General features: G+C 66.7%; 10 protein-coding genes. 4 read left to right on the top strand and 6 right to left on the bottom strand.

Annotation, left to right across the window (positions count from 1 at the left end; genetic code table 11):
* Positions 1–594 carry a TetR/AcrR family transcriptional regulator gene (locus ACLM5J_RS13605; protein ID WP_413656967.1) on the bottom strand — a complete coding sequence of 198 codons (594 nt, stop codon included), beginning with the start codon at positions 592–594 and terminating at the stop codon, positions 1–3.
* Positions 595–674: 80 nt separating this feature from the next.
* Here ACLM5J_RS13605 and ACLM5J_RS13600 point away from each other — a divergent pair, with 80 nt between their 5' ends.
* Both ACLM5J_RS13600 and ACLM5J_RS13595 read left to right on the top strand, forming a co-directional pair.
* The gene (locus ACLM5J_RS13600; protein ID WP_413656966.1) at positions 675–2,171 is read left to right on the top strand and encodes a flavin-containing monooxygenase; all 1,497 of its coding nucleotides are present in this window, start codon (positions 675–677) and stop codon (positions 2,169–2,171) included.
* The gene (locus ACLM5J_RS13595) at positions 2,168–3,013 is read left to right on the top strand and encodes an SDR family NAD(P)-dependent oxidoreductase (protein ID WP_413656965.1); all 846 of its coding nucleotides are present in this window, start codon (positions 2,168–2,170) and stop codon (positions 3,011–3,013) included. The genes ACLM5J_RS13600 and ACLM5J_RS13595 overlap by 4 nt, the downstream gene beginning before the upstream one ends.
* Positions 3,014–3,091: 78 nt before the next feature.
* Here ACLM5J_RS13595 and ACLM5J_RS13590 read toward each other — a convergent pair whose 3' ends face one another.
* Positions 3,092–4,219: a glutamate--cysteine ligase gene (locus tag ACLM5J_RS13590; RefSeq protein ID WP_413656964.1), complete on the bottom strand. Its 1,128-nt coding sequence runs from the start codon at positions 4,217–4,219 to the stop codon at positions 3,092–3,094.
* Positions 4,220–4,351: 132 nt separating this feature from the next.
* Here ACLM5J_RS13590 and ACLM5J_RS13585 point away from each other — a divergent pair, with 132 nt between their 5' ends.
* Positions 4,352–5,689, top strand: a complete 1,338-nt coding sequence (locus ACLM5J_RS13585) for a threonine/serine ThrE exporter family protein (RefSeq protein ID WP_413656963.1) — start codon at positions 4,352–4,354, stop codon at positions 5,687–5,689.
* A 78-nt stretch (positions 5,690–5,767) separates the two neighbouring features.
* Complete coding sequence (locus ACLM5J_RS13580; protein WP_413656962.1) at positions 5,768–6,289, top strand: DUF402 domain-containing protein; 522 nt, start codon at positions 5,768–5,770, stop codon at positions 6,287–6,289.
* A 39-nt stretch (positions 6,290–6,328) separates the two neighbouring features.
* Here ACLM5J_RS13580 and ACLM5J_RS13575 read toward each other — a convergent pair whose 3' ends face one another.
* The 4 genes from ACLM5J_RS13575 to ACLM5J_RS13560 all read right to left on the bottom strand — a co-directional run bounded on the left by ACLM5J_RS13575 (position 6,329) and on the right by ACLM5J_RS13560 (position 15,879).
* On the bottom strand, positions 6,329–7,177 hold the full coding sequence (locus ACLM5J_RS13575) for a collagen-like protein (protein WP_413656961.1): 849 nt from the start codon (positions 7,175–7,177) through the stop codon (positions 6,329–6,331).
* Between the two features lie 234 nt (positions 7,178–7,411).
* Entirely contained in the window at positions 7,412–8,098 is a 687-nt protein-coding gene (locus ACLM5J_RS13570) for a hypothetical protein (protein WP_413656960.1), read from the bottom strand.
* A 213-nt stretch (positions 8,099–8,311) separates the two neighbouring features.
* The gene (locus ACLM5J_RS13565) at positions 8,312–9,712 is read right to left on the bottom strand and encodes a cystathionine beta-synthase (protein ID WP_413656959.1); all 1,401 of its coding nucleotides are present in this window, start codon (positions 9,710–9,712) and stop codon (positions 8,312–8,314) included.
* Positions 9,713–9,840: 128 nt separating this feature from the next.
* Positions 9,841–15,879, bottom strand: a complete 6,039-nt coding sequence (locus tag ACLM5J_RS13560; protein WP_413656958.1) for a sortase domain-bontaining protein — start codon at positions 15,877–15,879, stop codon at positions 9,841–9,843.
* Positions 15,880–15,908 lie beyond the last annotated feature (29 nt).

Raw genomic sequence — 15,908 nt, 5'->3', positions numbered from 1 at the left:
TCAGCGGCTGAGCTCGACCAACGACAACAGCGCGCCGCCCATCAGGTTCAACAGCTCTTCACGGGTGACGTCGCCGGGGTCGCGGGCCCATGAGAGCACCAGGTCCTCGACCATCGCCGACCAGGAGTGCACCACGATCCGAGTCAGCCGCGTGTCGGCGAGGACCAGGCCTTCGGGGTCCTCGTCGAAGAGTCGTTCGGTGAGCGCGTTGCGGGCCTCTTCGTAGATCGCCCGGAGCTTGGGGTTTCCGCCACCGGCACCCTTCACCAACGACAGGTAGCCCTCGTAGTTCTCGACGACGTAGTCGAGGTACGCCGCGACGCCGTAGGTGAGCCGGGCGAGCGGGTCCTCGTCGGGCGGCGGCATCGTCGCCTCGATCAGGTCGTCCGCCGCGCGCCGGACGACGGCCTCATGGAAGTCCGACTTGTTGCCGAAGTAGTGGTACAGCAACCCCCGTGAGATCCCGGCCTCCTCGGCCAGCGTCTCGATCGACAGCTGGTCGAGGCTTCGGGTGGCGAGCAGCCGGACGCCGAGGGTCAGCAGCTGCTCCCGCCGCGTCGACGGGTCGAGGCGAACCCGCGGTGTGGAGGTCATGACCGAAGCTTACTGAACGTGAGTCAACCGACATCCAGAGGCCTATTGACGCACGTTCAACAACGTGTCACGCTCGTTTCATGAGCACCCATGTGGACCACCTCGTGATCGGCGCCGGCTTCGGCGGGCTCGGGGCAGCGATCAAGCTCGACGAGATGGGCGAGCGCGACTTCCTCGTCATCGAGAAGGACGGCGGGGTCGGCGGCACCTGGCGCGCCAACAGCTACCCGGGCGCAGCCTGTGACGTACCCAGCCAGCTCTACTCGTTCTCGTTCGCGCCCAACCCCGATTGGTCGGCGTCCTTCTCGCCCCAGCCCGAGATCGAGGCCTACCTGGTCCGGGTCGCCGAGGAGTCCGGCACCCTCGACCGCTTCCGCTTCGGCGTCGCGGTCACCGACGCCGCCTGGGACGACACCGCCAAGCACTGGCGGGTCAGCCTCTCGGACGACACCACCGTCACCGCGACCACGCTGATCAGCGCCGCGGGCGGCCTCTCCGAGCCGAAGCTCCCCGAGATCGAGGGGATCACCGAGTTCGCCGGCACGATCTTCCACTCCGCCCGTTGGGACCACGACGCCGACCTCACCGGCAAGCGGATCGCCGTGATCGGCACCGGCGCCTCGGCGATCCAGATCGTCCCGCAACTGCAGAAGCAGGCCGGGCACCTCGACGTCTACCAGCGCACCGCGCCGTGGGTGATCCCGCGCAACGAGCACCGCTACACCGCCGTGGAGAAGTTCGCCTTCCGCCACCTGCCGTTGGTGCAGAAGGCCTCCCGCACGGCGATCTACTGGGGCCGCGAGACCTACGTCCCCGCCTTCACCGCGATGCCCAAGCTGGCCTTCCCGGCCAAGCAGATGGCGCTGATGAACATTCGGCGTGGCATCAAGGACGAGGCCCTGCGCGCCAAGGTCACCCCTAACTACGAGATCGGCTGCAAGCGGATCCTGATCTCGAACACCTACTACCCGGCGTTGGCCGCCGACAACGTCGAGGTCGTCACCGACCGGATCACCCGGGTCACCCCGACCGGCATCGTCACTGCGGACGGCACCGAGCGCGAGATCGACGTCCTCGTCGTCGCGACCGGCTTCCACACCACCGAGCAGCCGATCGCCCAGCACGTCCGCGGACGTAACGGCGACACCCTCGCGAAGGTGTGGGCATCCTCTGGACAGACCGCCTACAAGGGCACCACCGTGCACGGGTTCCCGAACCTCTTCGAGGTGGTCGGCCCGAACACCGGCCTGGGCCACAGCAGCATGGTCTTCATCATCGAGTCCCAGCTCGCGTACATCACCGACGCGATCCGCACCATGCGTCGCCAGGGGCTTGCCGCGGTCGAGCCCAAGGCCGAGGTCCAGCAGCGCTGGAACGACGACCTGCAGCACCGGATGAAGCGCACCGTGTGGAGCACCGGCGGCTGCGCCAGCTGGTACCTGGACGAGCATGGCCGCAACACCACGTTGTGGCCGCGCAGCACCTTCGTCTTCCGCCAACTACTCCGGAGCTTCGACGCCGGATCGTACGAACTCACTCCCGTAGCCACCAAGATCAAGGAAGAGGCGTCCGCATGAAGTCCCTGCAGAACAAGGTTGTCGTGATCACCGGAGCCGGTTCCGGCATGGGCCGCGAGCTCGCCCTGCTGGCGCACAGCCGCGGTGCGAAGGTGGCCGTCTCCGACTGGAACCCGGAAGGTCTCGCCGAGACCGTCGCGCTGCTGAAGGCCCAGGGCGCCACCCTGCACTCCGCGGTGCTCGACGTCTCCGACCGGGACGCGATGGGCGCCTACGCGCAGACCGTGGTCGACGAGTTCGGCGTGGTCAACATGGTGATCAACAACGCCGGCGTCTCGATGACCGGCGACTTCGAGGAGATGACCTACGAGGAGTTCGACTGGATCGTCGGGGTGAACTTCAACGGCGTCGTCAACGGCACCAAGGAGTTCCTGCCGCACCTGATCGCCTCCGGCGACGGCGCCGTGGTCAACCTGTCCAGCCTCTTCGGCCTGATCTCGATGCCCGGCCAGTCCGCCTACAACGCCACCAAGTACGCGGTGCGTGGTTTCACCGAGGCGCTGCGTGAAGAGATGCTGGTCAACCGGCACCCGGTCACCGTCACCTGCATCCACCCGGGCGGCATCAAGACCGGGATCTCCCGCAACGGTCGCAAGACCGAGAGCCAGGACGGCGCGACGATCGACAAGCTCTTCGAGGAGAAGCTGGCCCGGATGCCCGCGGACAAGGCAGCCAAGATCATCCTCGACGCCGCCACCAAGGGCCGTGCCCGCCAGTTGGTCGGCATCGACGCGCACATCCTGCACCACTTCGCGAAGCTCACCGGTTCGCGCTACCAGGACATCGTCGCGATGGGCTCCAAGCGGGTCATCCCCGCCAAGAAGGCCACCGCCCGCCGCTGACCAGCACGCACTCGACGCGATAGCGGTCGATCACTGTCACCTAGCGACAGCGATCGACCGCTATCTCGTTTCCGAGGCCTAGAGCGAGTCGTGCAGTTCGTCCACCAGCGAAGCGACCACGGAGCGGAGGTCCCCGTCGTGGGCGGCGGCCACGGCGCGCTGCCGCTGGTAGGAGGCACCGCGGGCGGGGATCTCCGCGACGGAGTGGAGTTCGGCCTCGCAGCCGAGACGGCGTGCGGTCGGCGTCAGCCGTTCGAGGAGGTCGTGCAGGTCGTCGGTGACGAGGCGTTCGTTGCTGGCGGCGTCCAAAATGATGATCGCGTCGAGCCCGTAGCGCGCGGCGCGCCACTTGTTCTCCTGGACGTGCCACGGCGGCATCGTCGGCAGATCTTCTCCGGCCGCCAGGCGGGTGTCGAGGTCGACCACCAGACAGTGCACCAGCGCCACCAGCGCGGCCATCTCCGGAAGCGTGGAGACGCCGTCGCAGACGCGGGTCTCCAGGGTGCCGTGCTTGGGCGCGGGCCGGATGTCCCAGCGGATCTCGTCGACGTTGTCGATCACGCCGGTGGTGAGCTGGTCGGAGGCGAACGACTCGAACTCCTCCCAGGTCGCGAACTGGAACGGCAGTCCCGCCGTCGGGAGCTGCTGGAACATCAGCGCCCGGTTCGAGGCGTATCCGGTGTCGACACCCGCCCAGACCGGCGACGACGCCGAGAGCGCCTGAAGGTGCGGGTAGTAGTTGAGCAGCGACGACATCACCGGCATGATCCGCTTCTTCTCCGGCAACCCGACGTGCATGTGCACGCCCCAGATCAGCATCTGCCGCCCCCACCACTGGGTCCGGTTGATCAGCTCCTCATAGCGGTGGCCCTCGGTGAGCTGCTGGGCCGACCATGCCGCGAACGGATGGGCGCCCGCACCGAAGAGGTCGATACCGAGGCTGTCGGCGGCCGGGATGACGACGTCGAGGCTGCGCCGCAGGTCGTCCATCGCCTCACCCACGGTGTCGTTGACGCCGGTCACGATCTCCACGGTGTTGCGCAGCATCTCCTTGTGCAACCGGTTGCCGTGCTCCAGTTTCGGCCGGGCGACGTCGAAGAGTTCGGCCGCCCGATTGACCAGGTCGCGGCTGTCGCGGTCGACGAGGGCGAACTCCCACTCGACACCCAACGTCGGACGAGGCGAACCCTGAAAGTCGATGCGCACGCTCGACAGCCTAGCCCCGCTCAATGTGACCCCAGCGTCCGGAAACGGGCGTTTCGAGGACGCTCAGGTCACATTGAACCGATCTGGGACGATAAGGAAATGTCCACCCCCGAGCGCTCTGTCCCTCTGGTCATGGATCTCAGCCTGCGGATCGGCGAACTGCTGCTGGACAACGGCGCCGGCGCCGCCGACGTCACCGCGACGATGCAGGCGGTCGCCTTCCATCTGGGCCTGGCCCACCCGATCGTCGACGTCACCTTCACCACGCTGTCGATGAGCTACCAGGAGACGCCGGACATGGTGCCGATCATGCAGATCCGCACCGTGAAGCAACGCGAGATCGACTACGAGGACCTGACCCGCGTCGACCATCTGGTCCGCGACATCCTCGCCGACCGGATCGATCTGACCGAGGCCCGCGCCGCCGTCGCGCAGCTCACCTCTTCGGGCCACCACCGGCACCGGCTCGCCGTCACCGCGGGCTGGGGCGTGATGTGCGCCGGAGTCGCCTTCATGCTGGGCGGCGGCGCCGCCGTCTCCGCGATCGCCTTCACCGCTGCGGTGCTGATCGACCGGCTCCAAGCCTGGATGAGTCGACGCCGGCTCCCGAACTTCTACCTGCAGGTGATGGGCGGCGCGGTCGCGACCGTGCTGGCGGTGGCCACCGCCGCCGTCGACTGGGAGGTCGATCCGTCACTCGTCGTGACCTCGAACATCATCATGCTGCTCTCCGGGATCGGCTTCATGGGCGGACTGCAGGATGCCCTCACCGGCTTCTACCTGACGGCGGGTGCGCGAATGACCGAGGCGCTGCTCTCCACCGCCGGAATCATCGCCGGGGTCTCCGGTGGCCTCGCCCTGGGCGGCGTCCTCGGTGTCGACCTGGGCCGACTCAACCCCGGCGCCTTCGGTCTGGAGTCGTGGCCGGTGCTGGCGCTGGGAGCGGCGATCGCCGCTGCCGGATTCGCCTTCGCGAGCTACTCCCCCAAGCGGGTCCTGATCCCGATCGCGGTGATCGCGGCGGTCGCGATCCTGATCACCAACGGGGTCGAACTGGCCGGATTCGGCCGCCCTTGGGCGGTCGCCTGCGCGGCGTTCGTGGTCGGCCTGGTCGCCTACTCGGTGGCCGGCATGGTCCGGGTTCCCCCGCTGGTCGTCGTCGTCTCGGCGGTGGTCCCGCTCCTGCCCGGCCTCTCCATCTATCGCGGTCTCTCGCTGCTCTCCGAGGGCGGCACGATGACATCGCGCGGCCTGCTCGCCATCGTCACCGCGGCCTCGGTGGCGCTCTCGATCGCCGCCGGGGTGATCCTCGGCGAGTACGTCGCCCAGCCGCTGAAGCGCGAGGCTCGCAAGTTGGAGACCCGACTTTCGGGACCGCGCCTGGTCGGCCCGCTCCGGGTCCGCGCCGGTCGCACCAAGCGGTCCGGACGCCGTGGGAACCGGTCCACAGGGGACCCGAGCACCAGCTAGGCGTGGCGGTCCTCCCGCTAGCCCGCCTCGGTGTGCTTTGCTGCCCCTGTGGAGGTGGGGCAACGGGTAGAGATCGCGATGACCAAGTGGCGCACGCTGCCGCATTGGTCCTATCCCGGTATCTACCTGGGCAGTGATCAGCACGGCGACTGGATCGGCCTGCCCGACGGCACCCTGTACCAACGCCCCGGCGTCGAGTACCGCGCCACCCACGACACTGTCACGCTGGTCCCGTCCCGCGACCTTCCCGAGCGCGGCTGGCTCGCCGCCTTCCACAGCAAACCCTGGTCGAAGCCGGCACTGCGCCACCCGGTCGAGGTCTACGTCGACATCACCACGCCACCGCGGTGGGAGGGTTCGGTGTTGCGCGCCGTCGACCTGGACCTCGACATCCTGCGCGGTCCGTCCGGACGGACCTGGATCGACGACGAGGACGAGTTCGCCGAGCACCGGCGCACCCTGGACTACCCCGATGTGGTGATCGCGCACGCCACCTTGAACTGCGAGCAGGTGCAGGAGGCGGTACAGAGCCGGACAGCGCCGTTCGACGATGAGAGTCCGCGGCGCTGGCTCGGAACTCTGGCCGCCCTGGCGCACTGACCGCGGCGCCCGAGAACGCCGACAGTCAGACGTGGGTCGTCAGCCGACCTTCAGTGCGGTGAACTCGGCCCGGTTCACCATGATCTGCCCCGATCCCGCGGTCCCCTGATTCGCGTCGTAGCCGAAGGCGACCAGTTGGATCTCAGCCGGTGCCGCGATGGTGACCACCGTGGTGCCGTTGACAGCGATGTGGCGCCCGGTGGGGGTCGGCATCAAGGCGTTGGGGCTGATGCTCCCCTCGTTGAGGGCCGGATCGGCACTCCAGTCGAACTCGTTGTCGTTGTCCCGGTCGGTCCACAGTGACAGTTGCGGGTAGACCTTGGCGTCCGCAGCGAGCGCGGTGTCGTTGATGAACTCTCCGTTCACCGTGAGCTGGTAGGTGCCCGGCTGAAGCGTGATCGAGGTGTTCAGATCCGTGTAGCGGGTCCTGATCGAGCCGCCGATGTTCGCGATCAACGGCTGGCCGGGGACGGTTGCGTGCTTGAAGACGATCGACGCGTCGCTGCCCGGAGCACCTGTCTCGCCCTTCTCTCCCTTGTCTCCCTTCTCTCCCTTGGCACCTGGCGTTCCGGGCGTACCCGGCAGGCCGGGGGTTCCGGGAGCGCCGGCGTCGCCCTTGGGCCCGACGGGTCCGGCAGCACCAGCCGGACCGGTCGCGCCGGTGGCACCCTTGGCCCCCGGCGTGCCAGCCTTGCTCAGCTGGCTCCGCACCGAGGCCGACAGGTCGCTGCTGCTGACCGTGCCGTTGTCGATGTGCTTGCTCTTCACGGCGCCGGCCTTGATCTGCGACGAGCCGATCAGCCGGTCCGCGACCGCGCCCGTCGTACCCAGACCGATCACCAACATGGTTCCCGCTGCCACCACTGCGATGGGCTTGTGAACCCTCATCGGGCCCCCTCAATAGTCGAATGTCCAATACGGCGATTCGTCGGCAGCACAGGGCACTACCGACTGGGGCCGGACCAGCTTGAAGGGTTCCGCGAAAGGAAATCCGTGAGACGGGCGATCTTGTCACGAGGGTGATAGCGAAAATCGGCCTGCTGTCTAGACCGGATCGCGCGGAGGAAATGCACAACGCCCCCATCACCTAAGCGATGGGGGCGTTGTCGAAATGCTGTTAGATCAGCCGACCTTGAGGGCGGAGATCTCGGCGGCGTTCACCTTGATGGTGCCGGCGCCAGTGCTCTGCTCAGCGGCGTCGTAGCCGAAAGCGACCAGCTGAACGGTGGTCGGAGCAGAGACGGTGAGGACCGTCGAGCCGCTGACCTGGATGTGGCGACCAATGACGGTCGGGATCAGGGCGTTCGGGCTGATGCTGCCCTCATTCAGGGAAGCGTCGGCGTTCCAGTCGAACTTGCCGTCCTTGTTCTTGTCGATCCAGACCGACAGCTGCGGGTAGACCTTGGCGTCGGCGTCCAGCGCAGTGCCGTTGATGAACGACCCGTCGACGCTGATCTGGTAGGTGCCCGGCTGCAGCGTGATGGAGGTATCCAGGTCGGTGTAACGCTCCTTGATCGAGCCACCGATGTTGTCGACGACCGGAGTGCCAGCCATCACCGCGTGCTCGAAGCTGATCGAGCCAGCGGGGCCAGCCGGACCGCGCGCACCAGCGGGGCCGGTCTTGCCGGTCTTCGCCAGCTGCTTGCGCACCGACGACGACAGGTCGCTGCTCGAGATGGTGCCGTTGGCGATGTGCTTGCTGGTGACAGCGTTCTTCTTGATCTGCGACGAGCCGATCAGGCGGTCTGCGACGGCACCGGTGGTCCCGAAGCCGACAACGATGAGAGCACCGGCTGCAACAGCAGCCATGGGCTTATAAATCCGCACAGAATTCTCCTAGGTAGTTACTCCGCTGATTGCCGCCTGGGGCCGGCATTCGCACCAGCATGATGACTAGACGGCCGGCACGTCATCGGAATGATAAAAAAACCCTTGAAAACAGTGCGGCATTTGGAAACCAGGTCTAGACAAGGCCTACCTAAGTCAGCTAAAGATCCTGCGCCGCCCTCGCCCAGGCGCGCGTCACTGCTGGGCGAGCTGCGAGAGCAGATCCTGACGGGTCAGCACACCGATCGGCTTGCCGTCCTCCTGCACCAGCAACGCATCGGCCTCCTGGAGCGCCACGACCGCTGCGCTGGCCGGCTCGGTCGAGCCTATCGTCGGCAGCGCCGGGGACATGTGTGCCTCGACGGAGTCGGTGAGCGAGGCGGCGCCGGTGAAGAGCGCATCGAGCAGGGTGCGCTCCGAGACCGAACCCGCCACCTCGGCCGCCACGATCGGCGGCTCGGCACGGACGACGGGCATCTGTGAGACGCCGTACTCCTGCAGGATGTGTACCGCCTCGGCGATGGTCTCGCCCGGGTGCGTGTGCACCAGATCCGGCAGGTGTCCGGACTTCCCGGTCAGCACGTCGCCGACAGTGCGCTCGGCGCTCTCGGTCCCACCGGTCGGGAAACCGTAGGTCGCCAACCAGTCGTCGTTGAAGACCTTGGTCAGGTAGCCGCGGCCCGAGTCCGGCAGCAGGACCACGATCACGGCGTCCTTGCCCTCCGGGGTGCCGGCCAGCTCGGCGGCCAACTGCTTGGCGGCGAAGGCAGCCATCCCCGACGAGCCGCCGACCAGCAGCGCTTCCTCCCGGGCCAGTCGCCGGGTGAAGGCGAACGAGTCGGCGTCGGAGACCTCGATGATCCGGTCCGCGACACCCCGGTCGTAGGTCTCGGGCCAGAAGTCCTCGCCGACGCCCTCGACCAGGTACGGCCTTCCGGTGCCGCCGGAGTAGACGGAGCCCGCCGGGTCGGCGCCGATCACCTGAACGTTCGGGTTCTGTTCCTTGAGGTAGCGGCCGATGCCGCTGATCGTGCCACCGGTGCCGACCCCGGCCACGAAGTGGGTGATCTTGCCTTCGGTCTGGCGCCAGATCTCCGGACCGGTGGTCTCGTAGTGGCTCCGCGGGTTGTGCGGGTTGGAGTACTGGTCAGGCTTCCAGGCGCCGGGCTGCGAGGCGAGCCGATCCGAGACGTTGTAGTAGGAGTCCGGGTGTTCGGGGGCGACCGCCGTCGGGCAGACGACGACCTCCGCGCCATAGGCCTTGAGGACGTTGCGCTTGTCCTCGCTGACCTTGTCCGGGCAGACGAAGATGCACTTGTAGCCCTTGGCCTGCGCGACCATCGCCAGTCCGACACCGGTGTTACCCGACGTCGGTTCGACGATCGTGCCGCCCGGCTGCAGTGCACCGGAGGCTTCAGCCGCCTCGATCATCCGGGTCGCGATCCGGTCCTTCACCGAGCCGCCGGGGTTCAGGTACTCGACCTTCGCCAACAGCAGCGGCCCGTCGCTGTCGGCATCGGCGCGGTCCAAAGAGCGCGACAGACGCAGCAGCGGGGTGTTTCCGATCAGATCGAGCAACGAGTTCACGTAGTCCACGTGCTCAGGCTAGCCCGGAACGCACACGAAGCCGCCCCGACTCGGGGACGGCTTCGTGCGTGTCGACCCTCGGGGCCCCCACCCCTCCGGTGCAGAGGAGACTGATCGGGTGGGTGGCCGCTATCGGATCACCGGATGGGTTTGGCGATCACCACCTGGTTACGGGTGTAGTGGAACCGTCCACCCGGACCGGTCACCTTGCCGGTACAGGTCACCAACACCAACTGGTGGGCACCACGCGTGCTGAACAACGACGACGCCAAACGCTTCGTCCGCAACTGCGAGTAGACCTTGCTGATCCGATAACGCTGCACCTTCCCATCAGCACCCGTCACCGCAACCACCTGGCCCTTACGCGCCTTGTTCAACTTCCCGAACTGACCCGGACGATCCCCCATGTCCGACACGTGACCAGCCACCACAGCCGACCCCACCCGCTCACCGGGCGCTGCCGAACTGCTCAACCAACCACCAACCGACACATCACCCGGAATCCGCATCACACCACCCGGCTTACCGGCCGGCTGCACCACAGCGTCCATACCCAACGCCTTGATCTTCACCCGCGACGGGTTCGCCAACCGCGCGAAGAAGTCCACCGACGCCCCCGTATCGATCCGCACCACGCCATAACCAGGACGGTGCACCAACGTGGTCTCCGACGCCAACCCACAACCGTGACTGGCCGCCAGATTCTCCTCATCGGCCGACGTCGTCACCACCCAGGTGTAATAACCCGGCTCATTGACCCGCACCTTCGGCGTCCGGCTCACACCGTTACGCGGCTTGAACGTCACCGTCCGCACCTTGTTACCAGGCACACACATGCTCGCCGAACGCTTCGCCGTCGGCCCATACAAGGTCGCCCGGCCCACCGAGGTGCTACCCGCCACGAACTCCTTCAACGTCACCGTGTCGAACAGCTCCACCGACCCGGTACGCCCACTCCCACCAACGCCGAGCACAACCCGCTTGGCCGAAGCCTTCGTCGACAACGACGGCTGCGTCGGACCACCCGGGACCTTCACCACATTGCTCGGGCCACTCACCAGCGGGTCCGGTGCCGGTCCACCACCAGGGTTCGGCGGCACGAACGACGCCTTCGCCACGTTCACGATCTCGCCGACCTTGAGGTCCTTCAACTTCACCGCATAGGTCGCGGTGAAGGTCGCGCTGGCACCCGGCGCCAGATCCACCACACTGGACGGCGTCACCGCACTCAGCCCCGGCAACGCATCCACGATCGCGACGTCATGCGCCGTACCAGTACCGGTATTGGTGACCACGAACGTGTAGGTGACCTCATCACCCACATCCGCCTTACCCGACACCGCCTTGTCGATCGTCAGCGCCGACGACTTCACCACATCAAGCTCGGCGACCGGGTCCACCGTGTCCACGGTGTCGACATCGTCCTCGCTCACCACAGCACCACCCGGACGCGTACCCGTCACAGTGGCGATATTGACCACGCTGCCCCAGTCCACATCGGCCTGCGTCACCACATAGTCATCGGCGGTGAAGACCCGGCTCGCGCCCGGCGCCAAGGTCACGTTGCTCGGCGACACACCACTCACCATCGGGTCAGTGACCGAGATACCGCTGATCGTCACGTTGCCCGTGTTCTGCACCGTGAAGGTGTAACTGATCGTCTCATCGACATCAGCCAAACCATTGTTGTTAGCGTCATCCAACTCCGAGACCTTGTCGATCGACAACCCCGGCGCATGCGGCACCAAACCCGTCGACGAACCATCCGGATCCGAGGTCACCGAACCACCACCAGGCCCAGTTCCCGACGCAGTCGCGGTGTTCACCAACGAACCACCCGCATCAACATCAGCCTGCGTCACCACATACGTCGCAGCGAAAGTCGCACTCGCACCCGGAGCCACCGTCGCACTCGCCGGAGTGACCGCCGACAACCCAGCCATCGCATCGTCGATCGAGACACCCGTCAACGTCACATTGCCCGTGTTCTCAGCACGGAACGAATAAGTGATCGTCTCACCCTTGTCCGCAACACCGTTGTTGTTGGTGTCGGCGAGCACGGAGCCCTTCTCCAACTCCAGGCCGGGAGCCCGAGTCACCAGATCGACATCAGCACCATCACTCGGCGAGGTCACGTCACCACCGGACGGGTCCGTACCCGTGGCCGTCGCCGTGTTCACGACCTTGCCCCCGCTGTCCACATCAGCCTGCGTCACCGTGTACGTCGCGGTGAACACCGCATCCGCGCTCGGAGCCAAGGTGGCAACACTTGCCGGCGTGATCGCGGACAGGCCCGGCAGGGCGTCGTCGATCTCGACATCATCGACCGTCACGTTTCCGTCATTGGTCACCGTGAAGGTGTAGGTGATCACGTCACCCGCATCGGCAACACCGGCAGTGCCACCATCGGTGGTCAGCTCAGCGTCCTTCACCACAGCCAGACTCGGGTCTGCATCGACCAGGTCGACACTCGCGTCATCAGCGGGAGAGACCACCGGGGAACCGGTGGGGTCTTCACCCGAAGCCGTTGCAGTGTTCAGGATGGCCCCCCCAGCATCGACGTCGGCCTGCGTCACCGTGTAGGTCGCGGTGAACGTGGCGTCATCACCCTCGGCCACCGTGGCCACCGCCGCCGGCGTGATCGCCGACAAGCCCGGAAGGGCATCGGCGATCGAGACGTCGTCGATGTCGACATTTCCGTCGTTCGTCACCGTGAAGGTGTAGGTGATCACGTCACCCGCATCGGCAACACCGGCAGTGCCACCATCGGTGGTCAGGGCAGCCGTCTTCACCAAGGCCAGGCTCGGGTCAGCCAGCGAACCGATCGCCCGGCAGCCGGCCGTCTCGTTGTTGGCCATCACCGGGTCGTAGGCAGGTCCGGCGACCGCGGCTGGGAAACACAGTTCGGTTCCGGTCACGCCGGCACCCACGCTGATCTGAAGGACCAGCGCGTCGGGGACGTCTTCCGCCAACATCCGTGGGTCACCTGAACCGTCGACGGCCTCACAGGTGAGGGTCGCCGGACCGACAACCGGAGCAGCACCGGCGGGCGTCGTGCACTCCCAGCCTGCAGCTGAGAGATCGGTGACCGAGATACCCGCCGGAACGTCCAACTCGACCGTCGCCGACGCGGTGTCGTTCCCGCCCTTGTTGGTAACGGTGTATCCCAGGCTTCCGGTCGTTCCCGGAATCAGCGGCGCCGTCTCCGAGAGTGCGATCGCGAGGTCTGCCTCGTCGAGGGTCACACACACCGCCAGTGGCTCCGCCGGCAACGTCTCGTTGGAGTCGACGGCGACGGTGTTACAGGCCTTCTGCCCAGCTGCCGCGCCAGAACCGACTGCTGCCGAGAAGACGACCTCCTTCGACACCCCGGCGGCCAGTGGTCCGTCGACGGCGATCCGGATCGCCTTCTTTCCCGCCGCAGTGGCGTTCCAGTCGTTGACGGTGCCAGCGGCCCCTGGGTTCACCTCCGGTCGTGCCGGGTTGATCGAGCCCGAGAAGTCGACCGACAGGCCGGTTGATGCCGAGACCACCGAATCGACAGTGAGCGCGAACTCCGATCCGCGAGCAGACGCTCCGGCCAGCAGACCGGTGTCACCGACGTGCGGGAGCACGTCGTAGGAGACGACGTCGTTCAACGTCGTGTTACCCGTGTTCTGAAGCAGGATCCGGTACTGGATGTCGCTGGCGTCGACCGGGACCTTGTGAACCTGCGTCGGGTTGGAGACCCAGTTGCACCCGTCGGGCTCACCCGCGTCGGGGATACACAGGGACTTGACCACGCGCAGTCCGTCGGAGGCCGCCACCACGAGAGCACCGCTGGCAGTTGAGGCAAACTCTTCGGTGCTGTCGTTGTCCGCGTCCACGTCACCGGCGTCGAGGTAGGCGTTCGCCTCGGCGCGGAACTGGTTGGGTCCGCTCACGTAGCCGGTGCCGACGGCGTCGCGCCACGCACCACTCTGATCACCGGCGAGCACCGTCGCGGTGACTCCGGTGCCCACAGCAGCGCTGTTGGTGGGCGAGGCCTTCACCGTGAGTGTCGGCCAGTAGTCGTTCACGGCAGGGTTCACCGTGACCGTCACGGGCCAGGTGGCGACGACGACCCGTCGCTGTTCGCCGGCGACCGTGCGGGTCGCGTAGTCGAACGTGACGCCGGCCGGGGCCGTGGCGGTCACACCGGTACCCGGGGCCGTGAACGACGCCGAGCCCGGGACGATCTCCCAACCGGCGGGCGCGACGAAGGTCAACTGCGGCCGCAGGGCCGTGCCCGGCCACGGGTCGTCCATCCGGGCACGCATCGAGTAAGTGACCTCGGAACCCACCGCCGGGTTACCTCCGGCATCGACGACAGGCGCGGTGGTGAAGCCGGCGATCAGGGCAGGCGTCGGCTGCGTGTAACGCGCCGTCCGCACGGCGTCAGCCGAGACGGCCCTCGACGGCAACGGCTGGCCGCCGACGGTGAGGTAGTTGTCAGGGGACCCGTCCTCATCGGCGTCCGCCGGGTAGTTCAGCGTCACGTTAGCCGTGTTGGTACGTTCCTCGCCGATCTTCGGGATCGCCCCGTCATCGACGCGGAAGCGGTAGCCCATCTGCATCGTGGTCTGCGTGGTGTCGCTCGGCAGGATCCGGCCAGCTGCCAGTGGTGCCGTGGTTCTAGCACTGACGAACCAACGCCCTGGCGCAGCCTCGACGAACTGGCTGGCCGCTACCTGGCTGGTGCCGGTGTCGCCGACGTTGTCGACCCACTCCACGGTCGCCTCCCAGCCGGCCGGCGCACCGCTGTAGGCGTAGGCGTAGATCCGGTGGACGCGGATGTGGTCATGCACCAGGTTCGTCTCGTCGATCACCGCGCTGGCCGCCACATTGCCTCGGTTCGACACGGCGACTCGCCATTCGCGATTGCCGTTGTCGGTCTCCCCTGCGGCGGGCACGTTGACCGCGTAGACGGTGGGGTTCCCGCCGAGGTTTCCGTCACCGTAGGAGAACTGGCTGGAGAAGCCGTTGGAAATGGCCTTGTTGACCTCGAGGCCGCCGAACGGCGACGTGCACGCTACCTGGTTGTTGATCGAGCCGTTGGTCGTGCCGAGTGTGCGAGCGGTGTCCAGGTAGTTCACCGAAACGTCGACGGAGGAAGTCACCTGCTTGGTGAAGTTGCAGCCGTTCGCATCTGCCTCCGGGAAGTTAGTCCCCGGGAAGATGACGGTGACCGAGCGGGGACCCCAGAAGGCATCGTCGTCGTCCGGCACCAAGCTGTTGTGCAGCGCCGCGCCGCCACTGTTGTAGCCACTGAACGCCATCAATCCCCAGCCGCCACGTGCACCGTAGGAGGGCGCGGCAGCCGTACCACGGGTCCAGGTCACGGTGTGGTTGACGTTGTCGATGACGCCGCCGTCACTGGCGGACTGGATGACGGCCTCGGCGGGCACTGTCTGAACGATCTTGTAGTTGCCGGTGGCGACGAGGTCGGCGCTACCTGCCTGGTTCGCACCGGGGTTCCAGATCATGTTGCCCGGGTTGACCGAGACTCTGTAGTCGACGGGAACATCGGTCTTGAACGAGCCGTTGGCGGGCGCGAGCCCGGCGCTCGGACCGGTAGGAGTACCGATTCGCCAGGTGACCGGCGCGGCGGTCCTCGTGATCGGCGCCGTGGCGGTGTCGGAGGTCAGTGTCGCCGACATCAGAATGTTGAAACCGTCGGGGTAGAAGGACCCGTTCGGGACCTCTCGGTTGCGGCTCGGCTGATAGCCGTAGGTCACCGTGAACGTGTTCGACGTACCGGCGACGAGGTTACCGAGGTCGATCACCTTGCCGGTGATGTCGGTTCCGCCGATCGTTCCGCCGGACGACGGGGCCACCCAACTGGCGTACTTGAGGATCCACTCCCCAGCGGGCAGCAGACCGTGCGGATCGGTCGGTGCCGTCGACATCTGCACCTTCGCGTTGTCACAGTCAGCCCCGGTGCACGCGAACTGCACCCGATAGGTGATCTGGTTGGCGTTGTCGCCATTCGTGGTTTCGGTGATCGGGTTTCCGCTGGTCAGGTTGATCGGCGTGATCTGGAGATCGAGAACTCCAGCACCAGCCGCGTTGGCAGCCTGGAACGGGACCCCGGCCAAAAGCCCGGCCATCATGATGATCACTACGGACCAGCGCATCGTCCGGCGACGTGCCGTCACGAGCGGGGCTGTTTTCCCTTCGGCTCCGC

The organism is Nocardioides sp. Bht2, assembly GCF_047308515.1.
Classification (GTDB): Bacteria; Actinomycetota; Actinomycetes; order Propionibacteriales; family Nocardioidaceae; genus Nocardioides.
The sequence above is the reverse complement of the archived record's forward strand: the minus strand, read 5'-3'. Positions and strand labels throughout refer to the sequence as shown.

Bases quoted from the DNA above. Each gene is read 5' to 3' on its own strand.
- ACLM5J_RS13570 (WP_413656960.1), bottom strand. From the start codon at position 8,098: ATGGCTGCTGTTGCAGCCGGTGCTCTCATCGTTGTCGGCTTCGGGACC.
- ACLM5J_RS13605 (WP_413656967.1), bottom strand. From the start codon at position 594: ATGACCTCCACACCGCGGGTTCGCCTCGACCCGTCGACGCGGCGGGAG.
- ACLM5J_RS13600 (WP_413656966.1), top strand. From the start codon at position 675: ATGAGCACCCATGTGGACCACCTCGTGATCGGCGCCGGCTTCGGCGGG.
- ACLM5J_RS13585 (WP_413656963.1), top strand. From the start codon at position 4,352: ATGGATCTCAGCCTGCGGATCGGCGAACTGCTGCTGGACAACGGCGCC.
- ACLM5J_RS13595 (WP_413656965.1), top strand. From the start codon at position 2,168: ATGAAGTCCCTGCAGAACAAGGTTGTCGTGATCACCGGAGCCGGTTCC.
- ACLM5J_RS13575 (WP_413656961.1), bottom strand. From the start codon at position 7,177: ATGAGGGTTCACAAGCCCATCGCAGTGGTGGCAGCGGGAACCATGTTG.
- ACLM5J_RS13580 (WP_413656962.1), top strand. From the start codon at position 5,768: ATGACCAAGTGGCGCACGCTGCCGCATTGGTCCTATCCCGGTATCTAC.